Source organism: Streptomyces sp. NBC_01363, from assembly GCF_026340595.1.
In the GTDB taxonomy this organism is placed as follows: domain Bacteria; phylum Actinomycetota; class Actinomycetes; order Streptomycetales; family Streptomycetaceae; genus Streptomyces.
Genome location: NZ_JAPEPF010000001.1, coordinates 3,414,480 through 3,440,602 on the forward strand (window position 1 = coordinate 3,414,480; position 26,123 = coordinate 3,440,602).

General features: G+C 71.4%; 21 protein-coding genes. 11 read left to right on the top strand and 10 right to left on the bottom strand.

The features are described 5' to 3' along the window. Positions 1-155: 155 nt before the first annotated feature. Positions 156-3,470 carry a BTAD domain-containing putative transcriptional regulator gene (locus OG611_RS15785; protein ID WP_266420024.1) on the top strand — a complete coding sequence of 1,105 codons (3,315 nt, stop codon included), beginning with the start codon at positions 156-158 and terminating at the stop codon, positions 3,468-3,470. Between the two features lie 9 nt (positions 3,471-3,479). On the opposite strand, the gene OG611_RS15790 is transcribed toward OG611_RS15785, so the two are convergent. From OG611_RS15790 to panB, 3 genes are all read right to left on the bottom strand, one after another. Continuing rightward, complete coding sequence (locus OG611_RS15790; RefSeq protein WP_266420026.1) at positions 3,480-4,334, bottom strand: ABC transporter permease; 855 nt, start codon at positions 4,332-4,334, stop codon at positions 3,480-3,482. Then, complete coding sequence (locus OG611_RS15795) at positions 4,331-5,353, bottom strand: ATP-binding cassette domain-containing protein (RefSeq protein WP_266425925.1); 1,023 nt, start codon at positions 5,351-5,353, stop codon at positions 4,331-4,333. The genes OG611_RS15790 and OG611_RS15795 overlap by 4 nt, the downstream gene beginning before the upstream one ends. A 132-nt stretch (positions 5,354-5,485) precedes the next feature. Further along, positions 5,486-6,373, bottom strand: coding sequence for a 3-methyl-2-oxobutanoate hydroxymethyltransferase (gene panB, locus OG611_RS15800; RefSeq protein WP_266420028.1), 888 nt, complete (start codon positions 6,371-6,373; stop codon positions 5,486-5,488). Between the two features lie 192 nt (positions 6,374-6,565). Here panB and OG611_RS15805 point away from each other — a divergent pair, with 192 nt between their 5' ends. From OG611_RS15805 to OG611_RS15815, 3 genes are all read left to right on the top strand, one after another. Beyond that, on the top strand, positions 6,566-8,182 hold the full coding sequence (locus OG611_RS15805) for an MFS transporter (protein WP_266420031.1): 1,617 nt from the start codon (positions 6,566-6,568) through the stop codon (positions 8,180-8,182). A gap of 36 nt (positions 8,183-8,218) precedes the next feature. Further along, positions 8,219-8,869, top strand: coding sequence for a TetR/AcrR family transcriptional regulator (locus OG611_RS15810; RefSeq protein ID WP_266420034.1), 651 nt, complete (start codon positions 8,219-8,221; stop codon positions 8,867-8,869). Positions 8,870-9,112: 243 nt separating this feature from the next. Next, positions 9,113-10,141, top strand: a complete 1,029-nt coding sequence (locus OG611_RS15815) for an endonuclease/exonuclease/phosphatase family protein (protein ID WP_266420037.1) — start codon at positions 9,113-9,115, stop codon at positions 10,139-10,141. A 109-nt stretch (positions 10,142-10,250) separates the two neighbouring features. On the opposite strand, the gene OG611_RS15820 is transcribed toward OG611_RS15815, so the two are convergent. The 5 genes from OG611_RS15820 to OG611_RS15840 form a co-directional block, all read right to left on the bottom strand. Continuing rightward, complete coding sequence (locus OG611_RS15820; RefSeq protein WP_266420040.1) at positions 10,251-12,005, bottom strand: NAD+ synthase; 1,755 nt, start codon at positions 12,003-12,005, stop codon at positions 10,251-10,253. 89 nt (positions 12,006-12,094) lie between these two features. After that, positions 12,095-13,774 (bottom strand): multicopper oxidase domain-containing protein, encoded by a 1,680-nt coding sequence (locus tag OG611_RS15825; protein WP_266420043.1) that lies wholly within the window; start codon positions 13,772-13,774, stop codon positions 12,095-12,097. A 397-nt stretch (positions 13,775-14,171) separates the two neighbouring features. After that, complete coding sequence (locus OG611_RS15830; RefSeq protein WP_266420046.1) at positions 14,172-14,597, bottom strand: CBS domain-containing protein; 426 nt, start codon at positions 14,595-14,597, stop codon at positions 14,172-14,174. 127 nt (positions 14,598-14,724) lie between these two features. Continuing rightward, positions 14,725-15,441: a DUF305 domain-containing protein gene (locus tag OG611_RS15835; protein ID WP_266420048.1), complete on the bottom strand. Its 717-nt coding sequence runs from the start codon at positions 15,439-15,441 to the stop codon at positions 14,725-14,727. Continuing rightward, on the bottom strand, positions 15,438-16,115 hold the full coding sequence (locus OG611_RS15840) for a DUF3105 domain-containing protein (protein WP_266420050.1): 678 nt from the start codon (positions 16,113-16,115) through the stop codon (positions 15,438-15,440). The genes OG611_RS15835 and OG611_RS15840 overlap by 4 nt, the downstream gene beginning before the upstream one ends. A 288-nt stretch (positions 16,116-16,403) precedes the next feature. Between OG611_RS15840 and glnA the strand changes: the two genes are divergently transcribed. Together glnA and OG611_RS15850 are read left to right on the top strand one after the other, a co-directional pair. Beyond that, entirely contained in the window at positions 16,404-17,765 is a 1,362-nt protein-coding gene (gene glnA, locus OG611_RS15845; RefSeq protein ID WP_266420052.1) for a type I glutamate--ammonia ligase, read from the top strand. Between the two features lie 72 nt (positions 17,766-17,837). Then, a complete protein-coding gene (locus tag OG611_RS15850; protein ID WP_266420054.1) occupies positions 17,838-17,972 on the top strand; it encodes a hypothetical protein in 135 nt (44 codons plus the stop codon). A 40-nt stretch (positions 17,973-18,012) separates the two neighbouring features. Here the strand turns inward: OG611_RS15850 and OG611_RS15855 are convergent, their stop codons facing one another. Continuing rightward, positions 18,013-18,993: a helix-turn-helix transcriptional regulator gene (locus tag OG611_RS15855; protein WP_266420057.1), complete on the bottom strand. Its 981-nt coding sequence runs from the start codon at positions 18,991-18,993 to the stop codon at positions 18,013-18,015. A gap of 58 nt (positions 18,994-19,051) precedes the next feature. Here OG611_RS15855 and OG611_RS15860 point away from each other — a divergent pair, with 58 nt between their 5' ends. The 5 genes from OG611_RS15860 to OG611_RS15880 all read left to right on the top strand — a co-directional run bounded on the left by OG611_RS15860 (position 19,052) and on the right by OG611_RS15880 (position 25,324). Further along, positions 19,052-20,383, top strand: a complete 1,332-nt coding sequence (locus tag OG611_RS15860) for an MFS transporter (RefSeq protein WP_266420060.1) — start codon at positions 19,052-19,054, stop codon at positions 20,381-20,383. Between the two features lie 211 nt (positions 20,384-20,594). Further along, positions 20,595-21,941 (top strand): discoidin domain-containing protein, encoded by a 1,347-nt coding sequence (locus OG611_RS15865; RefSeq protein ID WP_266420063.1) that lies wholly within the window; start codon positions 20,595-20,597, stop codon positions 21,939-21,941. Then, a complete protein-coding gene (locus OG611_RS15870; protein ID WP_266420065.1) occupies positions 21,941-23,242 on the top strand; it encodes an MFS transporter in 1,302 nt (433 codons plus the stop codon). The genes OG611_RS15865 and OG611_RS15870 overlap by 1 nt, the downstream gene beginning before the upstream one ends. Further along, the gene (locus tag OG611_RS15875; protein WP_266420068.1) at positions 23,239-24,291 is read left to right on the top strand and encodes a hypothetical protein; all 1,053 of its coding nucleotides are present in this window, start codon (positions 23,239-23,241) and stop codon (positions 24,289-24,291) included. The genes OG611_RS15870 and OG611_RS15875 overlap by 4 nt, the downstream gene beginning before the upstream one ends. Before the next feature lie 223 nt (positions 24,292-24,514). Continuing rightward, positions 24,515-25,324: a putative protein N(5)-glutamine methyltransferase gene (locus OG611_RS15880; protein ID WP_266420071.1), complete on the top strand. Its 810-nt coding sequence runs from the start codon at positions 24,515-24,517 to the stop codon at positions 25,322-25,324. A gap of 166 nt (positions 25,325-25,490) precedes the next feature. Here OG611_RS15880 and OG611_RS15885 read toward each other — a convergent pair whose 3' ends face one another. Then, positions 25,491-26,003 carry a pyridoxamine 5'-phosphate oxidase family protein gene (locus OG611_RS15885; RefSeq protein ID WP_266420073.1) on the bottom strand — a complete coding sequence of 171 codons (513 nt, stop codon included), beginning with the start codon at positions 26,001-26,003 and terminating at the stop codon, positions 25,491-25,493. Positions 26,004-26,123: the final 120 nt, after the last annotated feature.

Here is a 26,123-nt window from a genome sequence, read left to right on the forward strand (position 1 = left end):
AGCCCGACCGTACCGCCGACACGCCACAAACGTCTCGCGCCGGGGCGGTGGTTCCGTAAAGGGTGGGGGCATGACGAACGATCCAGGAACACCGCGCACAGGGGCACGGTCGGACGTGTGTGCCCATCCCGATCCCGGTCACGGACAATAGGCCGGTGCGCTACTGCATCCTCGGAACGACCCGGGCACTTCGCGACGACGGCACGGCCGTCGCCCTCGGCGGGGCGCGGCTGCGCGCCCTGCTCGCCGTCCTCGCGCTGCGCCCCGGCCGCACCGTCCCGGCCACCGTGCTCGTCGACGAGGTGTGGGACGGCGAGCCGCCCGCCGACGCGGTGGGCGCCCTCCAGGCGCTCGTCGGCCGGCTCCGGCGGGCCGTCGGCCACGACGCGGTGGTCTCCGCGGACAGCGGCTACCGGCTGGCCGCCGAGCCGGACGCCATCGACCTCCACCGCTTCGAGCGGCTCGCGGGGGAGGGGGCGCGGGCGCTGGAGGAGGGCGACGCGGCGAAGGCCCGGACCGTGCTCGACGACGCGCTCGGCCTGTGGCGCGGCCCGGTCCTGGCCGATCTGCCCGACCGCGGCGCCGACGCGGCCCGCTGGGAGGCCCGGCGGCTGGACGCCCGCCGCAACAGGCTCCGCGCGGACCTCGCGCTCGGCCACGCGGACGAGGCCCTGCCCGAACTGGCCGCCCTGTGCGCCGAGCACCCGATCGACGAACCCCTTCAGGCGCTGCGGCTGCGGGCCCTGCGCGACGCCGGGCGCACGGCGCAGGCGCTGGCCGCCTACGACGAGGTGCGCACCGTGCTCGCCGACCGTCTCGGCACCGACCCCGGCCCCGAGCTGCGCTCGCTCCACGCCGAGCTGCTCCGCCAGGAGCCCGCGCGCCCGGCCGCACCGGCCGCCCCGCACCCGCCCGCCCGCACCGGGGCCCCCGCCGCACCGCAGGGCAACCTCCGGGCCCGGCTGACCAGTTTCGTCGGGCGCGAGGGCGATATCGACGTCCTGCGCGAGGACCTCTCGCACGCCCGTCTCGTCACCCTCCTGGGCCCCGGCGGCGCGGGCAAGACCCGGCTCTCCCAGGAGGCCGCCGAATCCGTCGCGCCCGCCTGGCCGGACGGTGTCTGGCTGGCCGAACTCGCCCCCGTCGACGATCCCGAGGCGGTGCCGGAGGCCGTGCTGACCGCGCTCGGCGCCCGAGAGACCGTCCTGCGCGGCGCCGGCGCCGAGGAGCTCAGGGTCGCCGAGGGAAACGCGAGCGACCCCCTCGTACGCCTCACCGAGCACTGCTCCCGGCGCCGCATGCTGCTGCTCCTGGACAACTGCGAACACCTCGTCGGGGCCGCCGCCGCCCTCGCCGACCACCTGCTCGCCCACTGCCCGCACCTCACCGTCCTTGCGACCAGCCGTGAACCCCTCGGCGTGCCGGGCGAGTTCGTCCGCCCCGTCGAACCGCTGCCCGACCCGATGGCGCTGCGCCTGTTCGCCGACCGCGGCGCCGCCGCCCGGCCGGGCTTCCGGACCGACGCCGACGAGGAGACCGCGGCCGCCGCGGCGGAGATCTGCCGCCGCCTCGACGGGCTGCCGCTCGCCATCGAACTCGCCGCCGCCCGGCTGCGGATGCTCACCCCGCGCCAGATCGCCGACCGGCTCGACGACCGGTTCCGCCTGCTCACCAGCGGAGCCCGCACCGTACTGCCCCGCCAGCAGACCCTGCGCGCCGTCGTCGACTGGTCCTGGGACCTGCTCGACGAATCCGAGCGCGCCGTGCTGCGCCGGCTCTCCGTCTTCGCGGGCGGCTGCACCCTGACCGCGGCCGAGGCGGTCTGCGCGGACGGGCCCCGGGAGGCGCGCGAGGTCGCCGGGCTGCTCGGCTCCCTCGTCGACAAATCGCTCGTCGTCGCCGCGCCCGCCGAGGACGGCGAGATGCGCTACCGGCTGCTGGAGACCGTCGGCGAGTACACCGCCGCCCGGCTCGACGAGGCGGCGGAACGGGGCCCCGTGGTCCGGCGCCACCTGGTGTTCTTCCGGGAGCTGGTCCGTACCACGGAGCCCCGGCTCCGCGGCGCCGGACAGCGGTCCGCCATCGAGCTCCTCCAGCGCGAGTACGAGAACATCCGCACCGCCCTGCGCAACGCCGTCGCCGCGCGCGACGAGCAGGAGGCGCTCTGCATGGTGCTCTCGCTGTGCTGGTACTGGCAGATGCGCGACCTGAGCGGCGACGCGCTGCACTGGGCCGAAGCCGCCGCCGCGCTGGGCCCCGACCCCTTCGCCCCGCCTGCCGAGCCCGCGCCCTCCATCCCCGAACGCTGCACCGACGCACCGCCGCCCATGGGGCCCGAGCTGCTCCAGGAGGCACGCCGCCAGGCGGGCCTGATCCGGCTGGTCAGCATGGAGCACGCCACGGAGAGGTGGACCGACGAGCCGAGCATGGTCCGGCTGCGTGTCATCGCGAAAACCTACCGGGCCGGCCAGCCGCAGACCTGCCGGGTCCCGGCATCGCTCTGGTTCTTCGCGGTCATGCTCGTCGGGGAGACCGGCAGGCTGCGCGGGCTGCTGGACGAGACGGTCCGCGCCTGCCGGGAGTTCGGCTACGAATGGGAGCTCGCCGCGGCCCTCCAGACGCGGGCCAACGTGCTGGCCAACCGGCCCGAGTGGTCGGGCGAGGCGCGCACGGACGCCGACGAGAGCCTGGCGCTCTTCAGCCGGATCGGTGACGACTGGGGCGTCGCCGAATCGCTCTCGGCACGGGGCGAGGCCCACGAGCGGCGCGGCGAGTACGCGCGCGCGGCCGAGGACTACCAGGCCGCGATCGGCTATGCGAACAAACTGGGCGCACCCTCCCAGGTGGCGGTCCTGCGCACCAGATACGCGGCCGTGCTCACCGAGATGGACCGCGGCGCCGAGGGCGAGGCGATCCTGCGCGAGGTGATCGCCGAGAGGCTCGATGCGAGGTCCATCGCCCGGCTCCATCTGGCCATGTGGCTGGGCCGCAGTGGCCGCACCGGCGAGGCGCGCGAGCAACTGGCCGTACTGCGCGAGGAGTTCCGCTCCGAGACCATGGCGATCTTCGAGGGGATCGTACTGGGCGCGGTGGCCTGGCTGGACAACCAGGACGGGCTGTACACGGACGCCCTGCCCCGGGGCCTGGTGGCGCTGGAGCGGTCCCACGACCGGCTGTCGCAGCTGGTGGCGCCGCAGATGTCCGTCATCCATCTCGTCTCCCTCGCCCGCTCGTTGGCCGGCCTCGGCGGCGAGCGGCGGGCCACGACCGCGGCCCGGCTGCTGGGGGCGGGCCGGGAGCTGCTGCCCCGGGGCCATGTGCCGACGTCGATGGAGCGGGACGACTGGGCCCGTGCGGAGGAACTGGCCGTCGCCGTGCTCGGCCGGGCCGCCTACGAGACCGCGTACGCCGAGGGCGGTGGCCTCTCCCTGGAAGAGGCCACCGCCCTCGTGGACGCGTACCGGGAGTGACCCCGTCCGTCAGGACTTCTTGCGGAACCTGGAGACCGCGAGCGGGGCCATCACCGCGGTGATGACCACGGTCCAGCCGAGCGTCACCAGGACCGAGTGGGCGAGCGGGCCGCCCATCATCAGGGCGCGCGCGGCGTCGGCCAGGTTGGACAGCGGGTTGTAGTCGGTGAACGTCTGGAGCCAGCCGGGCATCGTCTTCGTCGGGGCGAAGATCGAGGAGCCGAACTGGAGGGGCATCAGCACGAGCATCCCCATTCCCTGAACCGCCTGGGTCGTCTTCATGGTCAGCCCGAGCAGGATGAAGATCCACATGATGGCGGCGCCGAACGCGGCCGACAGCGCGATGGCCCCGATCAGCCCGAGCACCGACTCCTGGAGCTCCATGCCGAGGGCGAAGCCCATGGCCAGCAGGATGAGGGTGGCGACCAACATCCGGCCCAGCTCGACCACGATCTTCGCGATGAGCACCGAGGAACGGGCGATCGGCATCGTCCGGAACCGGTCCATGACGCCCTTGCGGAAGTCGTCGTTGACACCGGAGCCGACCGCCATGGCGATGTTCATGCCCATCATCGCCATCAGTCCGGGTATCAGGTAGTTCAGATACTCCTGCCGGCCGCCGCCCATGCTGCCGCCGACCGAGCCGCCGAAGACGTACACGAACAGCAGCGTGAAGATGATCGGCATCAGGAGCGCGTCGAACATCGACTCCGGATCCTTCTTGATCTGGAGCATGTTGCGCCGCACCAGCGCCCCGATGTGGCGCAGATTGTTCCGCAGCCCTATCCGGCCCTCGTCGTGGACCGCCTTCGCCCGGGGGGACTCGGTGGGCGTGGGCGTGGGTGTCAGAGTCGCCGTGCTCATGCCGCGACCTCCTCGGGGATCGTGTCGGTGGCGGAAGCGGACTTCTCGCCGGTGATGGCCAGGAACACCTCGTCCAGGCTGGGCAGCGCGGTGGCGACATGCGCCAGCGGGAAGCCCCGGGTGCCGAGCAGGCCGATGACGGAGGTCAGCTGTTCGTCGCTGAGGATCGGTACGTACAGCAGGCCCTCGTCCGGGACGGCCTGCGCTCCCGCGACACCGTCCAGACCGGCCTCCCTGATGGCCTGCGCCATCGGGGCCAGCTGCGCCGGGTCCGAGGGCCGGATCTGCAGGGTGCGGCCGCCGACCTTCGCCTTCAGCTCGTCGACACCGCCGCGGGCGATGATCTTCCCCTTGTCGATGACGGTCAGCTCGTTGGCGAGCTGCTCGGCCTCTTCCATGTACTGGGTGGTGAGCAGCACGGTCGCCCCCTCCGCGACCATCCGCTGCACCTCGTCCCAGACCTCGTTACGGGTGCGGGGGTCCAGCCCCGTCGTCGGCTCGTCCAGGTACAGGACGGCCGGGCTGCCGATCATCGAGGCGGCCAGGTCGAGTCGGCGCCGCATGCCGCCGGAGTAGTCCATCGCGGCCTTCCTGGCCGCGTCGGTGAGCGAGAAGCGCTCCAGCAGCTCGTCCGCGCGGGACCGGGCGGCCTTGCGGGGCAGGTCGAGCAGCCGCCCGATCATGTAGAGGTTCTCCCAGCCGGAGAGCTTCTCGTCGACCGAGGCGTACTGCCCGGTCAGGCCGATGGTGCGGCGCAGCTGCCGGGGCTGCTTCACCACGTCGTAGCCCGCCACGGTGGCGTGCCCGGCGTCGGGAACTATCAGGGTGGAGAGGCAGCGTACGAGCGTGGTCTTCCCGGCGCCGTTGGGGCCGAGCACACCGAGCACGGTGCCTTCGCGGACATCGAGGTCCACGCCGTCCAGAGCCTTGGTCGTGCCGTAGTGCTTGACCAGCCCCCGGACCTCGACGGCGTTCGTGCCGCTTCTGGGGTTCTTGTCGATTCGCGTCATGCCGACCATCGGACCAGCCGCCACCGACAGTCCACCGACAGCGGGCCGACAGCCCGCCGATGGGGGATGTCGGCGGGCTGTCGGTGGTGCGGGCAGTGGTCCGTGCCCGGGGACCCGGTGCGCGACCGGGCCCCGGTGGAACTAGTGGAAGGTGTGCTCGGCGGCCGGGAAGGCGCCGCCCACGACCTCTTCCGCGAACTCCTTCGCCGCGTCGCCCAGCACCTTGCGCAGGTTCGCGTACTGCTTGGTGAAGCGCGGCACCTTGCCGCCGGTCAGCCCGACCATGTCGGTGTGGACCAGCACCTGGGCGTCCGTGTCGGGGCCGGCGCCGATGCCGACGGTCGGGATGTGCAGGGTGCGGGTGACCTCGGCGGCCAGCTCGGCCGGTACGAGCTCCAGGACGACGGCGAACGCGCCCGCGTCCTGCACGGCCTTGGCGTCGCGCAGCATCTGCTGGGCGGCCTCCTCGCCGCGGCCCTGCACCCGGTAGCCCATCGCGTTGACGGACTGCGGGGTCAGGCCGATGTGGGCCATGACCGGGATTCCGGCGTCGACCAGCAGCTTGATCTGCTCGTGGCTGCGCTCGCCGCCCTCCAGCTTGACCGCGCCGACGCCGGACTCCTTGATCAGCCGGGTGGCGTTGCGCAGGGCCTGGACCGGACTCTCCTGGTACGCCCCGAAGGGCAGGTCCGCGACGATCAGGGCACGCCTGGTGCCCCGGACGACCGCGGCGGACAGGATCGCGATCTCGTCCATCGTGACGGGCACGGTGGTCTCGTAGCCGAGATGGCAGTTGCCCATGGAGTCGCCGACGAGCATGACCGGGATTCCGGCCTCGTCGAAGACGGACGCGGTCATCGCGTCGTAGGCGGTGAGCATGGGCCACTTCTCGCCGCGCTCGGTGGCGGCGGCGATGTCGTGGATGGAGATACGGCGGGTGCTCTTGCCTCCGTACAGCGCCTTGCTGCTGTCGGTGGGGGCCCCCGCGGGGGATGTTGCGGACTGGTTCCGCGCAGCCTGAAGCGACATTGCGAACGGCTCCTTCGTCATCTCGAGGCGCCCTGACGGCGTCCCCGGACCGGTTCCATGGTGGCATCCCGTGACGGTCCACGGGAAGTGGGCCCGCACATGACGGTGAACGCATGGCCGGAAGGCGACCTCACCGGTCACATGTTTCCAATACGAGACGGTCTCGTATCGAAATCGGATAAGCTCCTTGCCATGTCGATGCCGTCCGGTGCTCGTGCTGCCGAATCCCAGATCCCGGAGGCGGTCCACCGTCGCCGCTGGGCGATCCTCGTCGTCCTGATGTTCAGCCTGCTCATCGTCGTGCTGGACAACTCGATCCTGAACGTCGCGGTCAAGACCATCGCCAGCCCCGCACCCACGGGCCTCGGGGCCACCCAGAGCGAGCTGGAATGGGCGATCAACGCCTACACGCTCGTCTTCGCCGGACTCCTCTTCACCGCAGGCCTGCTCGGCGACCGCATCGGCCGCAAGAAGGTGCTGCTCTTCGGCATCCTGCTCTTCGGCGTCGGCTCCGCGCTGGCCGCCATGTCCGGCTCACCCGCCCAGCTGATCACCTGGCGTGCCCTGATGGGCCTCGGCGCCGCGTTCGTCATGCCGGCCACCCTCGCCGTCCTGATGAACGTCTTCGAGCGCGACGAGCAGCCCAGGGCCATCGGCATCTGGGCGGGCAGTGTCGGTGTGGCCATCGCGATCGGACCGATCACCGGCGGACTGCTGCTCGAACACTTCTGGTGGGGTTCGATCTTCCTGGTCAATGTGCCCGTGGTGATCGTGGCGCTGGCCGCGATGGTGCTGCTGGTGCCGGACTCCAAGGACCCGAACCCGGGCCGGACCGACCCGCTCGGTGTCGTGCTCTCCATCGTCGGCCTGGTGATGCTGGTGTACGGCATCATCCGCGGCGGCCAGCTCGCCGACTTCACCGAACCCGTCGTGCTCCTGTCGAGCCTCGGCGGTCTGGTCGTCCTGGCCGGGTTCGTCTGGCACGAGAAGCGCACCACCCACCCGGCCATCGACATCTCGTACTTCAAGGAGCCGTCGTTCGCCGCGGCCGTCGCCGCCATAGCGCTGGTCTTCTTCGCCCTGATGGGGGTGACCTTCTTCTCCGCCTTCTACATGCAGAGCGTGCGCGGCTGGAGCGCGCTCCAGGCGGGTCTGATGCTGCTGCCGCTGGCCGCCACCCAGATAATCTTCGCGCCCCGGGCCCGGCTGTTCGTCGACCGCTTCGGCGCCCGCGCCACCTGCACCGTCGGCATGCTGCTGGTCGCGGTCGGACTGGCGGCGTTCGCGCTGTTCGACGGCACCACACCGGTCTGGGTGCTGTGTCTGCTCTTCTTCGTCCAGGGCACGGGCATGGCGCATGTGATGACGCCGGTCACCGTCTCGGTGATGCAGGCACTGCCCCGGGAGAAGGCCGGTTCCGGATCGGCCGTCAACAACACCTTCCGGCAGGTCGGAGGGGCACTCGGGGTCGCCGTGCTCGGCTCGGTGCTCTCCACCGTCTACCGGGGCGACATCGAGGGGCACCTCGGCGCGGTCCCGGCCGGTGCCAGGGCGGCGGCGGGGGAGTCGATCGAGGCGACGCTCGGCATCGCGGACAAGATGGGCCCGGCGGGCGCCCCGCTGGTCGCATCGGCCAACGACGCGTTCCTGAAGGCCATGCATGTCACCGCCGTCGGTTCGGCGACCATCGCCCTGGTGGGCGCCCTCGTGGTCGCGCTGTTCCTGCCGGGGAAGCCGCGCGCCGAACCGGGGCCCGGCGGATCCGGCGAGGGCGACCGGTCGGTGCGCGCGGCGGGGGCGGGCCGGTGAGACCGGCGGCCCGGAAGAACTGAGGAGTGGAGCAACGTGCGGATACAGGCACAGGCGCAGGACCTGGACCAGCCGTTCCGGGAGGATCCGGAACCACGACGGGGCCGGCCGCGCAGCGCGGCGGCCGAGCGGGCGATCCTGGACGCCGTCGTCGAACTGCTGGAGGCCGGTGAGCCCCTGGCGGGCCTGTCCATCGAGCGGATAGCCCGGACCGCGGGGGTCGGCAAGGCGACCATCTACCGGCGGTGGAGCGGCAAGGAAGAACTCTTCGTCGACGTCCTGAGGGACATGGAGCCGCCGGAACCCGCCGTCTCCGGCACCGCCGGGCTCGACGACCTGCGGCTGCTGCTGGAATCGCTGCGCAGGCGCGGCCTGGCCCAGCGCTCCTCGGTCCTGCTGCACAACGTGTTCGCGCAGATGAAGAGCCACCCCAAGCTGTGGGCGGAGTACCACTGCAACGTCATCGCGCCCCGCCGCGTCGCCATGCTGGCCGCCGTGCAGCGCGCGGTCGACGCCGGTGAACTCCGCGCGGACCTGGACGTGGGGCTGATGGACGACCTGTTCCTGGGGCCCATGCTCGTACGCACCGTCCACCGGCCCGACGCGCCGCTGCCCGAGGACCTCGCCGACCGCATCGTCCGGGTCCTGGTCGAGGGCCTGGCGCCCCGCCCGGCCGACGACGCCTGACGCTCCCGGACACCCGGCACTCCCGGGCGCCTGACACTCCCGGACCCGGAAACCGGAATCTGACTCGTCCGATTGTGATCGTTCTGTCACAAGCCCGTATGGCCCCCGCCCGGTCGGAACCCGGCGGACCCCGCCCTTCGTCCTCGTGGCAGTACGGCCGTCGTCGACGGCAGGAAACCCGCCGCCCATCGCCTAGGGTCGTGGACGCGGCGACATGCAGGGCAAGGCAGTGAGGACAGCGCGATGGTGCAGGCGTACGGAGCGGACACCGGGAACGACCGTGCGGAACCGGAGCGTGCCGGGACGGGATCCCGCCTCCGGGACCTGCGCGACAGGTGGACCCGCGACCCGGGCATCTGGCGGCGCGGCATCGTCCTCGCCCTCTGCTCGGTCCTCCTCACCCTCGTGATGGTCTTCCACTCCAGGATCCCGAACGCCATCGGCAACCTGGGCAGCCTCTCCGAGACGTTCCTGCCGTGGATCGGGGTGTTCGTCCCGCTGCTGCTGGTCCTCGGCCTGGTGCGCCGCTCGGCGACCGCGCTGATCGCCCTGCTGCTGCCGGTCGTGGTCTGGTTCAACGTCTTCGGCGGCCTGCTGACCGACAAGTCCGGCAGCGGCGGCGACCTCACCGTGGCCACCCACAACGTCAACGCCGACAACCCCGACCCCAAGGGCACCGCCCGGAAGGTCGCGGACTCCGGCGCCGACGTCATCGCCCTGGAGGAGCTGCCGAGCGGCAAGGTGGCGACGTACGAGGCGGCACTCGCCGACCGCTACCCGTACCACTCGGTGCAGGGGACCGTCGGCCTGTGGAGCAAGTACCCGATGAGCGGCACGAAGCCGGTCGACATCAAGATGGGCTGGACCCGGGCGATGCGCTCCACGGTGACGACCCCGAAGGGCGAGGTCGCCGTCTACGTGGCGCATCTGCCGTCCGTACGGGTCAAGCTGCACGCCGGATTCACCGCCAACCAGCGCGACGACAGCGCGGACGCCCTGGGCGAGGCCATCGCCGACGAACGGCTCGGCAAGGTGATCCTGCTCGGCGACCTCAACGGCACGATGAACGACCGCGCGCTGAACGGAGTCACCTCCCAGATGCGCTCCACCCAGGGCGCGGCCGGCGACGGCTTCGGCTTCAGCTGGCCGGCCTCGTTCCCGATGGCACGGATCGACCAGATCCTGGTGAAGGGCGTCGAACCGATGTCCTCGTGGACGCTCGCGGCGACGGACAGCGACCACCTGCCGATCGTGGCGCGCGTGGAGCTGTGACGCGCGGTGGTGGCCCGTGCGGACGCGCGGGACGACACCCGGGTGGACGCGCGCTGAAACGCGCGGGCGCGGTGACCGGGCGGACCCGGTCACCGCGCCCGCGCCCCGCTCAGCCCGACTCGCGCCACCGGTTGGTGATCGGCAGCCGCCGGTCCTTGCCGAAGCCCTTCGGGGAGATCTTCGTGCCCGGCGGGTACTGCCGCCGCTTGTACTCCGCCGTGTCCACCATCCGCAGCGTCTTCGCCACCAGCGCCGCGTCGAACCCGGCCGCGACGATCTCGTCCAGCCCCTGGTCCCGGTCGACGTACAGCTCCAGGATCCGGTCCAGTACGTCGTAGTCGGGCAGCGAGTCCGTGTCGACCTGTCCCGGGCGCAGCTCGGCGCTGGGCGGCTTGACGATGGACGCCTCCGGGATCGGCGGGGTCTGCCCGCGCTCCTCGGCGGCCCGGTTGCGCCACTTCGCGAGGCGGAAGATCGACGTCTTGTAGACGTCCTTGATCGGGCCGTACGCCCCGACCGAGTCGCCGTACAGCGTCGAGTAGCCGACCGCCAGCTCGGACTTGTTGCCCGGCGCGAGGACGATCTGGCCCTCCTGGTTGGAGACGGCCATCAGCATCGTGCCGCGCAGCCGGGACTGCAGGTTCTCCTCGGCGAGACCGGTCAGCCCCAGCGCACCCATGTACGCGTCGAACATCGGCTCGATCGGTACGGTGCGGAAGTTCAGCCCGGTACGGCGGGCCAGCTCGGCCGCGTCGCCCTTGGAGTGGTCCGAGGAGTACTTCGACGGCATCGAGATGCCGTACACGTTCTGCGCACCCAGCGCGTCGCAGGCGATCGCCGCGACCAGCGCCGAGTCGATCCCGCCGGAGAGCCCGATCAGCACACTGCTGAAGCCGTTCTTGGCGGCGTACGCCCGCAGGCCCACGACCAGCGCCGAGTACAGCTCCTCGTCGTCGTCCAGCCGCTCGGCGTACCCGCCGGCCAGCTCAGCCGGGTACGCCGGGAGGGGCTCCTCGGAGAGCACCACGTGGTCGATGCGCAGCCCGTCGTTGACGACACCGGACGGCGGCACCGCGGCGGCGGCCGGCAGCTCCAGGTCGAGTACGACGCTGCCCTCGGCGAACTGCGGGGCACGGGCGATCACTTCGCCGTCCCGGTCGACGACGATCGAGTCGCCGTCGAAGACCAGCTCGTCCTGGCCGCCGATCATCGCCAGGTACGCGGTGGTGCAGCCCGCCTCCTGGGCCCGCTTGCGGACCAGTTCCAGCCGGGTGTCGTCCTTGTCCCGCTCGTACGGCGAGGCGTTGATCGACAGCAGCAGCCCGGCGCCGGCGGCCCGCGCGGCCGGCACCCGGCCGCCGTCCTGCCAGAGGTCCTCGCAGATCGCGAGCGCCACGTCGACGCCGTGGACCCGTACGACCGGCATCGAGTCGCCCGGCACGAAGTACCGGAACTCGTCGAAGACGCCGTAGTTGGGGAGGTGGTGCTTGGCGAAGGTCAGCGCGACCTGCCCGCGGTGCAGCACCGCGGCGGCGTTCCGCGGGGAGCCGGCGGGCTGGCCGTAGCGGGGCTGGGCCGTCTCGGAGCGGTCGAGGTAACCGACCACGACCGGCAGTTCCCCGAAGCCCTCCGCGTCGAGCCGGGCGGCGAGCGCGCGCAGCGCCTGCCGCGAGGCCTCGACGAAGGACGGGCGCAGGGCCAGGTCCTCGACGGGGTAGCCGGTCAGCACCATCTCCGGGAACGCCACCAGATGGGCGCCCTGTTCGGCGGAGTGCCGGGTCCAGTGGACGATCGCCTCGGAGTTGCCGGCGAGATCACCGACGGTCGAGTCGATCTGATTCAGTGCGAGACGTAGTTGAGGCACGCGGACCAGTGTAATCGTCTGACTGACGCAATGTCCTGGCGGGCCGCGGAATCACGGCCGCGGCCCGCCGGAACCAGGCCGGGAACGGGTCAGCGGCGGTAGCCGAGGACCGTCATCATGCCCACGTCCGAGTGGTAGATGTTGTGGCAGTGGAGCATCCACAGCCCCGGGTTGTCCGCGTCGAACTCGACGGCCAGGGAGCTGTTCGGCCGGATGATCGCGGTGTCCTTGCGCGCCCAGTCGACCGCGCCCCGCCGGGTGGCCCGGTGGCGCGGCCCCGCCGGTCCCACCAGTCCGAACGAGTGCCCGTGCAGATGGATGGGGTGCCACATCTCCGTGACGTTGAAGAACTCCATCCTGACCCGCTCGCCCGCCTTCACCGGATGGCGCTGGCCGGGGTTGTACGGCTCGTGGTCGAAGGCCCAGTCGTACGCCTTCATGCTGCCGGTCATCTTGAACCGGAGGGTGCGGTCGGGTTTGCGCGAGGACAGCTCCACGGACCCGTCCGGCATCAGTTCCTCCGCCTCCACCAGCCTTCCGTACAGCTCCTTGGGCCGTACGGACGCGGTGGGCGCCGCCCCCTTGCCGGTACGGAGCAGGGCCAGCGCCGTGGCCTTCTTGCCCTCCGCGAGCGCGGTCAGCGGGAACACCCCGTCGCCGGCGGTGACCACCACGTCGTACCGCTCGCCCATGCCCAGCAGCAGGGCGTCCGTCGTGGTGTGCCGGACCGGGTAGCCGTCGGTGTGGGTGATCGTCATCCGGTGGCCGCCGAGCGCCACCCGGAAGGCGGTGTCGCCGCCCGCGTTGATGATGCGCAGCCGGATCCGGTCGCCTGGCTTGGCGGCGAAGGACGTGGGGGACTGCGGGGTGCGGCCGTTGATCAGGTAGTACGGGTAGGCGACATCGCCCCCGTGGCTGTCGAGCAGTTCGCTGAAGGAGTCCTTCTCCAGCCGTGAGGGCCCGGAGCGGCCCTTGGCGGGCTTGGCGGGCTTGACCGGCTTGCCGGGGGCGCCGTGCGCGCCGCCGCTGTGGTCCATGCCGCCCCTGCCCCCGCTGAGCTCGTCCAGCACCGAGTCCGGCGTCGAACCGTCCACCCCGTCGACCCAGTCGTCCAGGACGACGACCCACTCCTTGTCGTACTTGAGGGGCTCCTTCGGGTCGTCGACGATCAGCGGCGCGTACAGCCCGCGGTCCTGCTGGACGCCCGTGTGCGGGTGGAACCAGTACGTCCCCGCGTGCGGCACGGTGAATCGGTAGGCGAATTCCGCACCGGGTTTGATGGGTGCCTGGGTCACGTAGGGCACGCCGTCCATGTTGTTGCGCACATTGAGGCCGTGCCAGTGCAGAGACGTTTCCGCAGGCAGGTGGTTGGCGAAGGTGACCGCCAGCGTGTCACCCTTCGTGACCCGGAGCTCCTTGCCGGGCAGCCGGGCGTCGTACGCCCAGGAGCCGACGGTGAGCCCGCCGCCCAGATCGAGCCGGGCCGGAGTGGCGACGAGGTCGAGCTTCCGTACGGGACCCGAGCCCCGCTTGGCCTCGGCCGCCGCGACCTCCTCCCCGTCGGGGGAGACGTACTCGCCCTCGGACTTCCCGCCGGGGGAGTCCCCGTGGTTCGCGCTGCCGTGGCTCGTGCCACCGGCGTTCGCGCTACCGGTCTTCTTGGCGCCGCGGCCCGTGTCGGATCCGCCGGAGCAGGCGGCCAGCACCGCCGAACCGGCGGTGGCGACTGCGGCACCGAGCACGGCGCGTCGGGTGGGTGGAGTGCGCATGACGGAGTGCACCTCGGGGTGTTGTCGGTATTTCGGTCTGCTGGGGGAGGGGGAGGCGCGCCCCTTCTATATGCGCAGCACCGACAACGGGGCGGGACAGGTCGCGCCCGGCCGGGGACCCGGCCCGGGCAGCGGCGTGACCCGTGCCGCGACACCCCTGAGAAGGTGGAGGATCCCGATGAGCAGACATACGAACAGCAACAACTGTCCGTATGTCGCACATCCACTCAGGGTCATGTCGAGCACCCTACTCCCGACGGGTATCCCTCGCGCGCGGAAACGTATCGCCGCATTGGTACGGGCTCCGGCGGGGCGGGCAGCACGATGGCCCGGCATCCCTCGACAAGGGACGACCGGGCCATCGGCACCGGACCGTGGCACGGATCCGCGCGGCCGGTCAGCCGCGCGCGTAGACCTTCTCCGCCCAGCCGGCGATCTGCTCCTCGGTGAGGTGCTGCGCCAGGTCGGCTTCGCTGATCATGCCGATCAGCATCTTGTTCTCGACCACCGGGAGCCGGCGGATCCGATGGGTCTGCATCTCCTCCAGAACCATCTCCACACCCGCCTCCGAGTCGATCCAGCGAGGGGTGCCCTGGGCGAGGTCGCCCGCCGTCATCTTCGACGGATCGTGGCCCATGGCCACACAGCCGACCACGATGTCGCGGTCCGTGAGGATGCCGATCATCCGGTCCTTCTCGCCGTTGGCCGAGATGGGCAGCGCGCCGACCTTGTGTTCGCGCATCAGCTGCGCGGCCCGGTCGAGCGTCTCGTGCGCGGGGATCCACGTGGCCCCGGTGTGCATGATGTCCTTGGCGGTGGTCATGAGGGATTCCTCCTGCGTGCCGATGGGCATGCTGTACGACCCCGAGCGAACCCATCGTCATGGGCCCGTTCGGGGGGCGCGACCGCTATCACCCGTTCGGGTGCACCTGCGGCTCGGAGGGAATCTTTCAGGACCGGGGCCCGGCGCCTCGCGCCGCCAGCATGTGGGCCATCGCGTCCAGCTCCGACTGCTGGGCCTCGACCATTCCCTGGGCGAGCCGCTTCTCTGCCTTCACCGTGCACAGCCGGGCGCAGCCGCGCGCCATGTCGATGCCGCCCTTGTGGTGGGCGGTCATCAGCCGGAGGTACAGGACCTCGGCCTCCCGGCCCTTCACCGAACGGAGCCGCTTCAGCTCGGTCCTGGTGGCCATGCCGGGCATGAGGGAGCCGTCATGGGGCCGGTAGCCGGTCCCCGTGCCCGCCATCCCGTCCATGCCCTCCATCGAGTGCCCCTCGTGCCCGGCCGCCATCCAGCCCATCGGCTCCTGCCCGGCGGCCACCTTGGGCAGCTCCCACAGATCCAGCCAGCCGAGCAGCATGCCGCGCTGATTGGCCTGCGTATTGGCGATGTCGTACGCGAGACGGCGTACCTCCTCGTCCTGCGTACGGTCACGCACGATGAAGGACATCTCCACGGCCTGCTGGTGGTGGACCGCCATGTCACGGGCGAAACCGGCGTCCGCCGAATCCACGGCGGGCGTGCGCGGCGCGGTCGCGACGTGGTCCGCCCCGTTCCCGTCGTCGCGCGCGGAGGCGACCGTCGCCGCCCCCGCGAAGAGCAGCGCGAGCACCACGGCGGAGCCGGCCACCCACTCGACGCGCCGTACGCGCTTCACCGCGGTCACTGCGCCCCCAGCCCGCCCGTACACGCCGCACCGGGCTCGGGCGTCTGCGGCCCCTGCACGAACTCCGAGAAGAACCGGTCGACCCTCGGGTCGTCGGCGCCGTCCACCGTCACCTGCTTGCCCCAGGCGGTCAGCATGATCGTCCCGGACTGGCCCTCGTACGGGCTCATCAGCGAGTACGGCGTCCGGCCGACCCGCTCGGCGAGCTTCGCCACATCGGCGTCCGAGGCCTGGTCCGTGTACGTCACCCATACCGACCCGTGCTCCAGCGAGTGCACGGCGTTCACATCGGGCAGCGCCTTCGTGTACACCTCGCCGTCGCAGTTCATCCATATGGGGTTGTGGTCACCGCCCACCGGCGGCTTCATCGGGTACGCGACGGTCCCGCCGACGTGGTTGCGGGTCAGCTTCGCCGCGTCCCACGTCCGCAGCCCCTCGATCGACCCGTCGGCGGGCTTCTTCTGCTCCGCCGAGGGCGCCTTGTCGTCCGTCGCCGGGGCGGCCCGCTTCTGCTCGGACGCCTCGGATTTCTCCAGCACCAGGTACGAGCCGAAACCGACCAGACCGACGACCACGAGCACGCTCAGGCCTATGGCCAGGGCACGGTCGCGGCGTTGCCGCGCGCGGTGGGCGTCGTGCTGCTGCGCCCTGGGGGTCCTGGGGTCGAAACTCATGTCGTCAGTTCCTTCTGGGAAGGGGCGGGAACGGATGGCGGGAGGCCGGGGCCTCTCGTCCGGATCAGGCCGGATCCGAACGAAAGACCCCGGAGAACCGGCGTGCGCGGGGCCGTCGCGAAGCCGCTCCACCCCCTGCGCGCCATGGGCGCCGATCGTAGTGGGTGGCCGGGTGCTCCAGATCACTCCATGTGCGTAATCTGGGGGAAATCCCGGGTCGTGATACTGGAGCTTCTCCCCTACCCCGGGCGGTGGTGCACGGACCGTCTGAACTGCAAGGATGTGGCTATGGACAAGCAGCAGGAATTCGTCCTCAGGACGCTTGAGGAGCGCGACATCCGCTTCGTACGGCTGTGGTTCACCGATGTCCTGGGCTACCTCAAATCCGTCGCCGTGGCCCCCGCCGAGCTGGAACAGGCGTTCGACGAGGGCATCGGCTTCGACGGCTCGGCCATCGAGGGCTTCGCCCGGGTGTACGAGTCCGACATGATCGCCAAGCCGGACCCGGGCACGTTCCAGATCCTGCCGTGGCGGGCGGAGGCCCCCGGCACGGCCCGGATGTTCTGCGACATCCTGATGCCCGACGGCTCGCCGTCCTTCGCCGACCCGCGCTACGTACTCAAGCGCATCCTCGCCAAGACCTCCGACCTGGGCTTCACCTTCTACACCCACCCGGAGATCGAGTTCTTCCTGCTGAAGGACAAGCCGGTCGACGGCAGCCGCCCCACCCCCGCCGACAGCTCCGGCTACTTCGACCACACCCCGCAGAACGTCGGCATGGACTTCCGCCGCCAGGCGATCACCATGCTCGAATCCATGGGCATCTCGGTCGAGTTCAGCCACCACGAGGGCGCCCCCGGCCAGCAGGAGATCGACCTGCGGTACGCGGACGCGCTCTCCACCGCCGACAACATCATGACCTTCCGCCTGGTGATGAAGCAGGTCGCGCTGGAGCAGGGCGTGCAGGCGACGTTCATGCCGAAGCCGTTCTCCGAGTACCCCGGCTCGGGCATGCACACCCACCTCTCCCTCTTCGAGGGCGACCGCAACGCCTTCTACGAGTCGGGCGCCGAGTACCAGCTCTCCAAGGTCGGCCGCTCCTTCATCGCCGGCCTGCTCACCCACGCGGCGGAGATCTCCGCCGTCACGAACCAGTGGGTCAACTCCTACAAGCGCATCTGGGGCGGCTCCTCCCGCGCCGCGGGCGCCGGCGGCGAGGCCCCCTCGTACATCTGCTGGGGCCACAACAACCGCTCCGCGCTCATCCGCGTCCCGATGTACAAGCCCGGCAAGACCGGCTCCGCGCGCGTGGAGGTCCGCTCCATCGACTCCGGCGCCAACCCCTACCTGACGTACGCGGTGCTCCTCGCCGCGGGCCTCAAGGGCATAGAGGGGGGCTACGAACTCCCGGCCGGCGCCGACGACGACGTCTGGGCGCTGTCGGACGCGGAGCGCCGCGCGATGGGCATCGAGCCGCTGCCGCAGAACCTGGGCGAGGCGATCGCGCTGATGGAGAAGAGCGAACTGGTCGCGGAGACGCTCGGCGAGCACGTCTTCGACTTCTTCTTGCGCAACAAGAAGCAGGAGTGGGAGGAGTACCGCAGCGAGGTCACCGCCTTCGAGCTGAAGGCCCTGCTGCCGGTGCTGTGACCGCGACGCAGCGACATCCGGGCCGGAGGCGGTGCGCCTCCGGCCCGGAGTGCGTTCAGGTTGAATACCGGCATGAGGGAGAGCGACGACCACACGAGAACCGGCGCCCGACTGACCAGGTCCGGCTGCCTGGCCGGCCTGCTGGTCGCCCTCGCGATCCCGCTGTGGATCGTCGGCGCACTGCTCGTCGACGTCCTTTCCCGCTAGCCGCTGCCGGGATCGGCCGGCGGATGCTGTCGGCCGTTGGTCAGGTCGCGCTCCGTCCGGCCAGGAGATCGCCGGCCCCGGTGCGCCGGTAGACGACGCGTCGGCCGACTCTCGTTCCTGCGACCAGGTCCGCATCGCGCAGGACGGCCAGGTGGCCGCCGACGGTGCCCAGCGACTGACCGAGTTGCGCGGCGAGCTCGCTGGTGGTCGCGGGGCGTTCGAGCTCGTGGAGCAGGGCGGCGCGGCCGGGGCCGATCAGCCGCGCCAGCGCATGAGCCGGTCCCGGCCGCTCGGTCGCCGCGGCGGATCCGCGGGCCGGATAGACCAGCGCGTACCGGTCTGGCGGCGCCTCGGACAGCCAGGTGCCGCTCGTCATGCAGACCGGCACGAACAGCATCCCTTCCTCGCCGACGATGTGGTCCGGGCCGGGCTGGTCGCTGAAGCGGATCGCGTCGGTGCCCACCCAGGCGCTGCGGCGGTTCATGTGCTGCAGGGCACGGGGCCAGCCGTACGCGGCCAGCAGCCCCGCGCGGTAGGTGACGTCCCGCTCCAGCAGCGCCCGGCGGCGCGGCCAGTCCGGGGAGACGTGTTGCTTCCACACGTACCGGAACAGGTCGGCCGTCCGGGCTCCCCAGCCGTGCCCTGCCAGCCAGTTCAGGTCGTGTCTTTTCCAACTGCGCGCCACGGCTGCCTCGAAGTCGGCGCGTACGTCCGCATCGCGCGCGGCGGCGACCGGTTTCAGCTCCTCGGTGAGACCGGTGCGCATGCCGCCGGACGGAGGCAGGGTGAAGAAACCGGGCAGGTACTTGGTCGAACCGACCAGCTCGACCAGCCCCTTGGCGAAGGGATCGGCGTTCAGGACGGCGTCGAATGCTTCGTGGTGGCGGGAGTGCCAGGGGGCGAGCCAGGGATCGGCGCAGGGCCTGCTCAGAACGATCATCGAGCCCAGCGTCTCGGCGATCGGCGACAGCGCGAACCGGGACCGTGACAGGGCCAACGAGCTCAGCCGCAACAGCACCATCTTTCGCCTCCTGCCGAAACGTTAGCGTGCGCGGCGGCAGCACCGGACACTCCGGCCGGTGCATTCCTCTCCGCGTTGCTCCCTCTTCGCTCAGGCAGAATTCCGCGCGTTCTTTGCCGGACGCCTGGTGTCGTTGCTCGGCAGTTCGATAGCTCCGGTCGCGCTCGCCTTCGCGGTCCTGGACGCCTCGGACAGCGCTCATGACCTCGGCGTCGTCCTGGCCGTCCATATGCTGCCGCTGCTGGCGCTCCTTCTGGTGGGCGGGGCCGTGGCCGACCGGTTCCCACGCCGGTCCGTGCTGGTGGCCGCCCATCTGGGCTCGGCGCTCACGCAGGGAGGCGTCGCGGCGATCCTGCTGACCGGCCACTACTCACTGGTCCTGGTGGCCGCACTGGAGTTCCTCAACGGCGCACTCGCCGCGTTCGCCACCCCGGCACTGCGCGGGATCGTTCCCCGGCTCGTCGACAAGGCTCTGCTCCAGCAGGCGAACTCCCTGCTCGGATCGGCACGCAACGCGACGAAGATCCTCGGGCCGAGCCTGTCGGGCGTGCTCGTCGTCGCGGTCGGCAGTGGCCCCGCCATTGCCTTCGACGCGTTCACCTACCTGTTGGCGGCAGGTTTCCTCGCGCGGCTCACCCTCGCCACCGACATGGACGCGCCCCGGCGGACCACCGTCCTGACCGACATACGCGACGGCTGGACCGAGTTCCGATCGATCCCCTGGGTATGGGTCGGCACGGTGTCCTTCTGCCTGATGAATCTGATCCAGACCGGCACCTGGCAGATCCTGGGCCCCCAGCTCACCCGGCAGATCAGTGGCGAGGCGACGTGGGGGTTCGTGCTCAGCGCCCGCGGCATCGGCCTGTTGGTGTCGAGCCTGCTGATGTACCGGCTGGTGGTCGAACGCCTCTTGCGGCTGGGGCAGTTGACGAGCGCGCTTGCCGCGCTGCCCCTGCTCGCGCTCGGCGCACAGCTGCACGCCCCGTGGCTGATCGCGGGCGCGTTCGTCGCAGGTCTCGGCTCCTCCGTCACCGCCGTCGCCTGGGACACCTCGCTGCAGGAGCACGTCCCCGAAGGTGTGCTGTCGCGCGTCGCGTCCTACGACGACCTGCTGTCCTACGTCGCCATCCCGATCGGGCAGCTGTCCGTCGGCCCGCTGGCCCGGACCTTCGGCGGCTTCCGGGTGGCCGCGGCGGCCGGCGTCCTCTCCGCCGCCGTGGCCGTGATCCCCCTGGCCTCCACCGCTGTGCGCCGACTGCCCCACGTCCGGACCCACCGCACCGAACCCGCCCCACCGGCCCCGGGTGCTCTCGCGGTCCTGCCCGCCGACGGGGCGGCTGGCAGTGGCCCTTGCGGAACCGGACGGGGTACCGAACAGGGTGTGGAATGAAGCCAGTTGGGGGACTGGTAGGAAAGTTTACTGTTCGCTAGCATTCCCGGCGGTGGCTTGGCGCGGTGCCCGCTGCGTGGGCATGACGCGCTCAGTGAGAGCTCTGGCCCGGCCACCACGATCCCGTCTCCTGCCCGTACGCGGGCCGGGTGCGGGGACACACGCACCACTGCCCAGCTCTCGCCACCCCCACAAGGCCAGGAGTCCAGGGATGTACCCGAACGGCTCAGCTTTGCTCCTCACGCCCACGCGGCGCCGTACGGTGGGCGTGGTCATCGCCGCCGTACTCGTCCTCGTCGGCGGCCTGTTGCTCGCCTATCCGGAACGGGCCGGCGCCGCCGCCGACCCCCTCATCTCGCGCGGCAAGACCGCCACCGCCTCCACCGACGAAAGTTCCGACTTCGGACCGCAGAACGCCTTCGACGGCGACCCGGCCACCCGCTGGGCGAGCGTCGAGGGCAAGGACCCGCAGTGGCTCGGCGTCGACCTCGGCGCCAGTGCCGACGTCACGCGGGTGAAACTGAGCTGGGAGGACGCCTACGCCAAGGCCTACCGGATCGAGATCTCCGCCGACGGCACCAGCTGGACCCGGCTCGCCGACGAGACGGCTGGCAACGGCGGCACCGACGACTGGGCCTCCCTCTCCGGCAAGGGCCGCTACCTGCGCGTGTACGGCACCGCGCGCGGCACCGCCTACGGCTACTCGCTGTACGAGGTCGAGGTCTACGGCACCCTCGGCGGCGAGCCCCCGCAGACCGGTGCCTTCACCGTGGTCGCCGCCGGTGACATCGCCGCCCAGTGCACCGCGTCCGACAGCGACTGCGCCCACCCCAAGACCGCGGCGCTGGCCCAGAAGATCGACCCGAAATTCTATCTGACGATGGGCGACAGCCAGTACGACGACGCCCGGATCTCCGACTTCCGCGCCTACTACGACAAGACCTGGGGCGCCTTCAAGGCCAAGACCCGTCCGGTACCGGGCAACCACGAGACGTACGACCCGGCCGGTTCGCTGGCCGGCTACAAGGCGTACTTCGGGGCCATCGCGTACCCCCAGGGCAAGACCTACTACAGCTACGACGAGGGCAACTGGCACTTCATCGCCCTCGACTCCAACTCCTTCGACCAGAGCGCGCAGATCGACTGGCTCAAGGCCGACCTCGCCAAGAACAGCAAGGCGTGCATCGCCGCCTACTGGCACCACCCGCTGTACTCCTCGGGCGGACACGGCAACGACCCGGTCAGCAGGCCGGTCTGGAAGATCCTGTACGGGGCCAAGGCCGATCTCGTGCTCAACGGGCACGACCACCACTACGAGCGGTTCGCCCCGCAGAACCCCGACGGGAAGGCCGTCGCCGACGGGATCACCGAGATCGTCGGCGGGATGGGCGGCGCCGAGCCCTACCCCATCGAGGAGGTCCAGCCCAACAGCCAGAAGCGGATCAGCGGTGAATACGGCGTCCTGAAGATGGACTTCACCGACTCCGGCTACAGCTGGAACTACGTCGGCACCGACGGCAAGACCAAGGACACCAGCCCGAAGTACACCTGCCACTGATGTACCTGGCGACCACAGGCCGCCGGGACACGCCGGCCCCGCCCCGCACCGTCGGGGCGGGCCGGCGGGTCCCCGGCACCGTCCTGGCACTCGGCACGGTCAGCCTCGTCACCGACATCTCCTCCGAGATGGTCACCGCGGTGCTGCCGCTCTACCTCGTCCTCGGACTCGGTCTCTCACCTCTCCAATTCGGCTTCCTGGACGGCCTGTTCAACGGCGCCGCCGCCGTCGTGCGACTGCTCGGCGGGTACGCCGCCGACCGCGGCCGCGGGCACAAACGGGTCGCCGGGCTCGGCTACGCCCTCTCCGCCCTCTCCCGGATCGGCCTGCTGCTCGCGGGCGGCGCCACCGCCGGGATCGCGGCCGCCCTCGCCACCGACCGGGTCGGCAAGGGCATCCGTACGGCACCCCGCGACGCGCTGATCACCCTGAGCAGCCCGCCCGAGACGCTCGGCCGGTCCTTCGGCGTGCACCGGGCGATGGACACCACGGGCGCACTGCTCGGCCCGCTCGCCGCGTTCGCCCTGCTCTGGGCGACCGCCGACGCCTACGACGCGGTGTTCGTGGTCAGCTTCTGCGTCGGCCTGCTCGGGGTGCTGCTCCTCGTCCTGTACGTCCCCGGGCACCAGCCGGCACCACCGCCCCTGATCCCGGCCCCCCGCAGGCGCAAGGCGTTCGGGGCGCTCCGCGACCCCGCCTTCCGGCGTATCCTCGCCGCCGCCTCCCTGCTCGGCGCCGCCACCGTCGGCGACGCCTTCGTCTACCTCCTGCTCCAGCGCCGGCTCGACCTCCCCATCAGCTGGTTCCCGCTGCTGCCGCTCGGCGCCGCGGCGTGCTACCTGCTGCTGGCGGTCCCGGCGGGCCGGATCGCCGACCGGGTCGGCCGACGGCTGCCGTTCCTGTACGGACACCTCGCGCTGCTCGGCGTGTACGCCACGCTCCTCGCCCCCATCGGGGGCCCGGCCCTGCTGCTCCTGGTGCCCGTCCTCGCGCTGCTCGGCGTCTTCTACGCCACCACCGACGGCGTGCTGATGGCCCTCGCCGGACCCGTGCTGCCCGCCGACGGCAGGGCGGGCGGACTGGCCGTGCTCCAGACCGGCCAGGCGCTGGCCCGGATGCTCGCCGCGGCGGGCTTCGGCGCCGCCTGGACCCTGTGGGGGCCGGACCCCGCGCTGTGGGCTGCGGTCTCCGCCCTGCTCGTCGCCCTCGCGGGCGGCTGGGCGCTGCTGCCCCGCAATCCCTCCGGCACCCCCGCTCCCGGAGAGCCGGGAGCCCAGATCCCCGAAAGGCGGACCGCATGAGCGCCAGGTTCCCGAGAACCGCGACCCCGCTGGGCCCCCGCGCCCGGATCGCCGTCGTGGTGGCCGCGGTGCTGCTCCTCGCGGGCGGTTCCGTCGGGTACGTGATGCACGCGCAGCAGCGGACGAAGGGGGAACGGACCGAGGCCGACACCTCGTTCACCCTCGGCGGGCCCGCGCTGTACTTCCGGGACACGGCCAGCGGACGCGTCGCCCACCAGCCGCTGGCCGGCGCCCCCGGAGTCCGTACCGCGGGAGCCCGTACCGCCGGAGCCCGTACCACCGGCGGCCCCGCCTGCGACCGGTTCTACGCCTCCGACGAAGGCGCGCTCTGCCTGCGGGCCGAGCCCGGGGTGCTGCCCAGGACGTACGCGATCGTCCTCGACCGGCAGTTGCGCGAGAAACGCCGGATCACCGTGCCGGGCGTTCCCACCCGCGCCCGGGTCTCCGCCTCCGGGCGGATGCTGTCCTGGACGGTGTTCGCGACCGGCGACTCGTACGCCACCACCTCCTTCTCCACCCGCACCGCCATCCTCGATCTGCGCACCGGCTACCTCATCAAGTCCATGGAGAACATCCAGCTCACCATCGACGGCGCCCGCTACCACGCCCCCGACGTCAACTACTGGGGCGTGACCTTCGCCCGTGACGACAACCGCTTCTACGCGACCGTCTCCACCAAGGGCCGCACCTACCTCGTCGAGGGGAACATGCGGGACTGGTCGGCGAAGGCGCTGCGGCAGAACGTCGAGTGCCCCTCCCTGTCGCCCGACAACACCCGGCTCGCCTTCAAGAAGAAGGTCTCCGACGACGCGGCGGCGCCCTGGCGGCTGTACGTCCTCGATCTGCGGACCATGCACGAGACGCCGCTCGCGGAGGAGCACAGCGTCGACGACCAGGCGGCCTGGCTGGACGACGACACGCTCGCCTACGCGCTGCCGGGCGGGTCCGGCCGGGGGAGCGACGTCTGGACCGTTCCGGCGGACGGGACGGGGACGCCCCGCGTGGCCGTGCAGGGTGGGTCGTCGCCGGTGGCGGTGGCGGCGGGCTGAGCCAAGGGCTGTCGCCCGCCAGGGATTACGGGACAGCCCTTAGGCAGCCGGGGTACCGGAGAGACGACCGGTGTAGTGTGACGCATCCCCACACGGGGGCCGACCGAGGAGGTGAGACCCATTACCGCTGTATCAGGCTGGGTGCTCATCCCTCACGATCGCGTGGTCGACCCGACATAGTCGACCGCGGAGCGCCCATCGGCTTTCCCGAAAGGCTCCGCTCATGTCGGTTTCCACCACACCGCTCGCCGTCTCCATCATCGTCACCACACTCCGCGCCGCCGGCTGTGTATTCGCCGAGGACGAGGCGGAGTTGATCGTCGCCACGGCCACCGACCCCGCTTCACTCGCGGCCATGGTCGAACGGCGGGCCGCCGGTCTCCCCCTGGAACACGTCCTCGGCTGGGCCGAGTTCGGCGGTCTGCGGATCGCCGTCGACCCCGGTGTCTTCGTACCCCGCCGCCGCACCGAGTTCCTGGTCCGGCAGGCCGCAGCCCTCGCCGGGCCCGGAGCGGTCGTCGTCGACCTGTGCTGCGGTTCGGGAGCCCTCGGCGCCGCGCTCGCCGCGAGACCGGGCCGGGTCGAACTGCACGCCACGGACGTCGAACCCGCCGCCGTGCGGTGCGCCCGCCGCAACATCGGCGAGGCGGGCGCGGTGTACGAGGGCGACCTCTTCGAACCGCTGCCCGGATCGCTGCGCGGCCGGGTGGAGATCCTGCTCGCCAATGTGCCGTACGTACCCACGGACGATGTCGAACTGCTCCCCCCGGAGGCCCGCATCCATGAACCGCGCGTGGCGCTCGACGGGGGCCTGGACGGCCTCGACGTCCTGCGCCGGGTCACCGCCGAGGCCCCGCGATGGCTGGCACCGGGCGGGCATCTGCTGGTCGAGACGAGCGAGCGGCAGGCGGCACGGGCCGAGGAGACCGTCGCACGCAGCGGCCTGATCCCGCGCGTGGTCTCCTCCGACGAGCTGTACGCGACCGTCGTCATCGCGACCAGGCCCGGCCCGACGGATCACTCCGGCGGCTGAGACCGACCGGCAATTGGGGGGCGGCGTCGCGGGGCTGGGTACGCGCGTCTGCGGCGTTGTCGTCAATCACCATGGCTCCGCCATGCCTCAATCCTCCGCCTTGCAGCCGCACGCACCCAGCCCCGCTCCTTCTCCCACCCCCCAATCGCCGGTCGGTCTGAGACGCTCAGCTGAACCGCCACCGCGTCTGGCTGAAGCGGGCGCCCTTGCCGAAACCGAAGGCCTTGCGGGGGCGCACCTGGAACACCAGCGCCGTGTGTCCCGCGTTCACGAACGTGCCGGCCCGGACGTCGAAGTGCCACTCCGGGCCGTACTTCGCCTCCCAGGCCACGGCCAGCAGGTTCAGCCGCTCCTCGTCCGTCACCCGCTCCGCCCGGCCCTCGACCACCACGTCGAGCCCCTCCGACATGGTGTTGTTGCCGGTCGTCAGTACCACTTCGGGGTTGGCGGCCAGATTCCGGGCCTTGCGCTCCTCGGCGCCGGTGGCGAAATGCAGCGCGCTGTCCGCCCACACCCCGATCAGCGGAGTGACGTGCGGGCGGCCGTCCGGGCGGACCGTGGACAGCCAGTACAGTTCCGCCCTGGTCAGCAGGTCCCTCGCCGCCGACCACGGACAGGCCGTCGCGTTCTTGTCGCTGTAGTCGCCATCCAGCTCGGCGTAGGGTTCGAATCCGGACATGAGAGCCTCCCGGTCTGGTCCTGGAAATGATCGTGCCCGCGAAGTACGGACCGCACACCCGCTCCGAATTCATCGGAGCGGGCTAGGCTCGGAACGCTGGATGGTCTGTGGCGGCGAGCG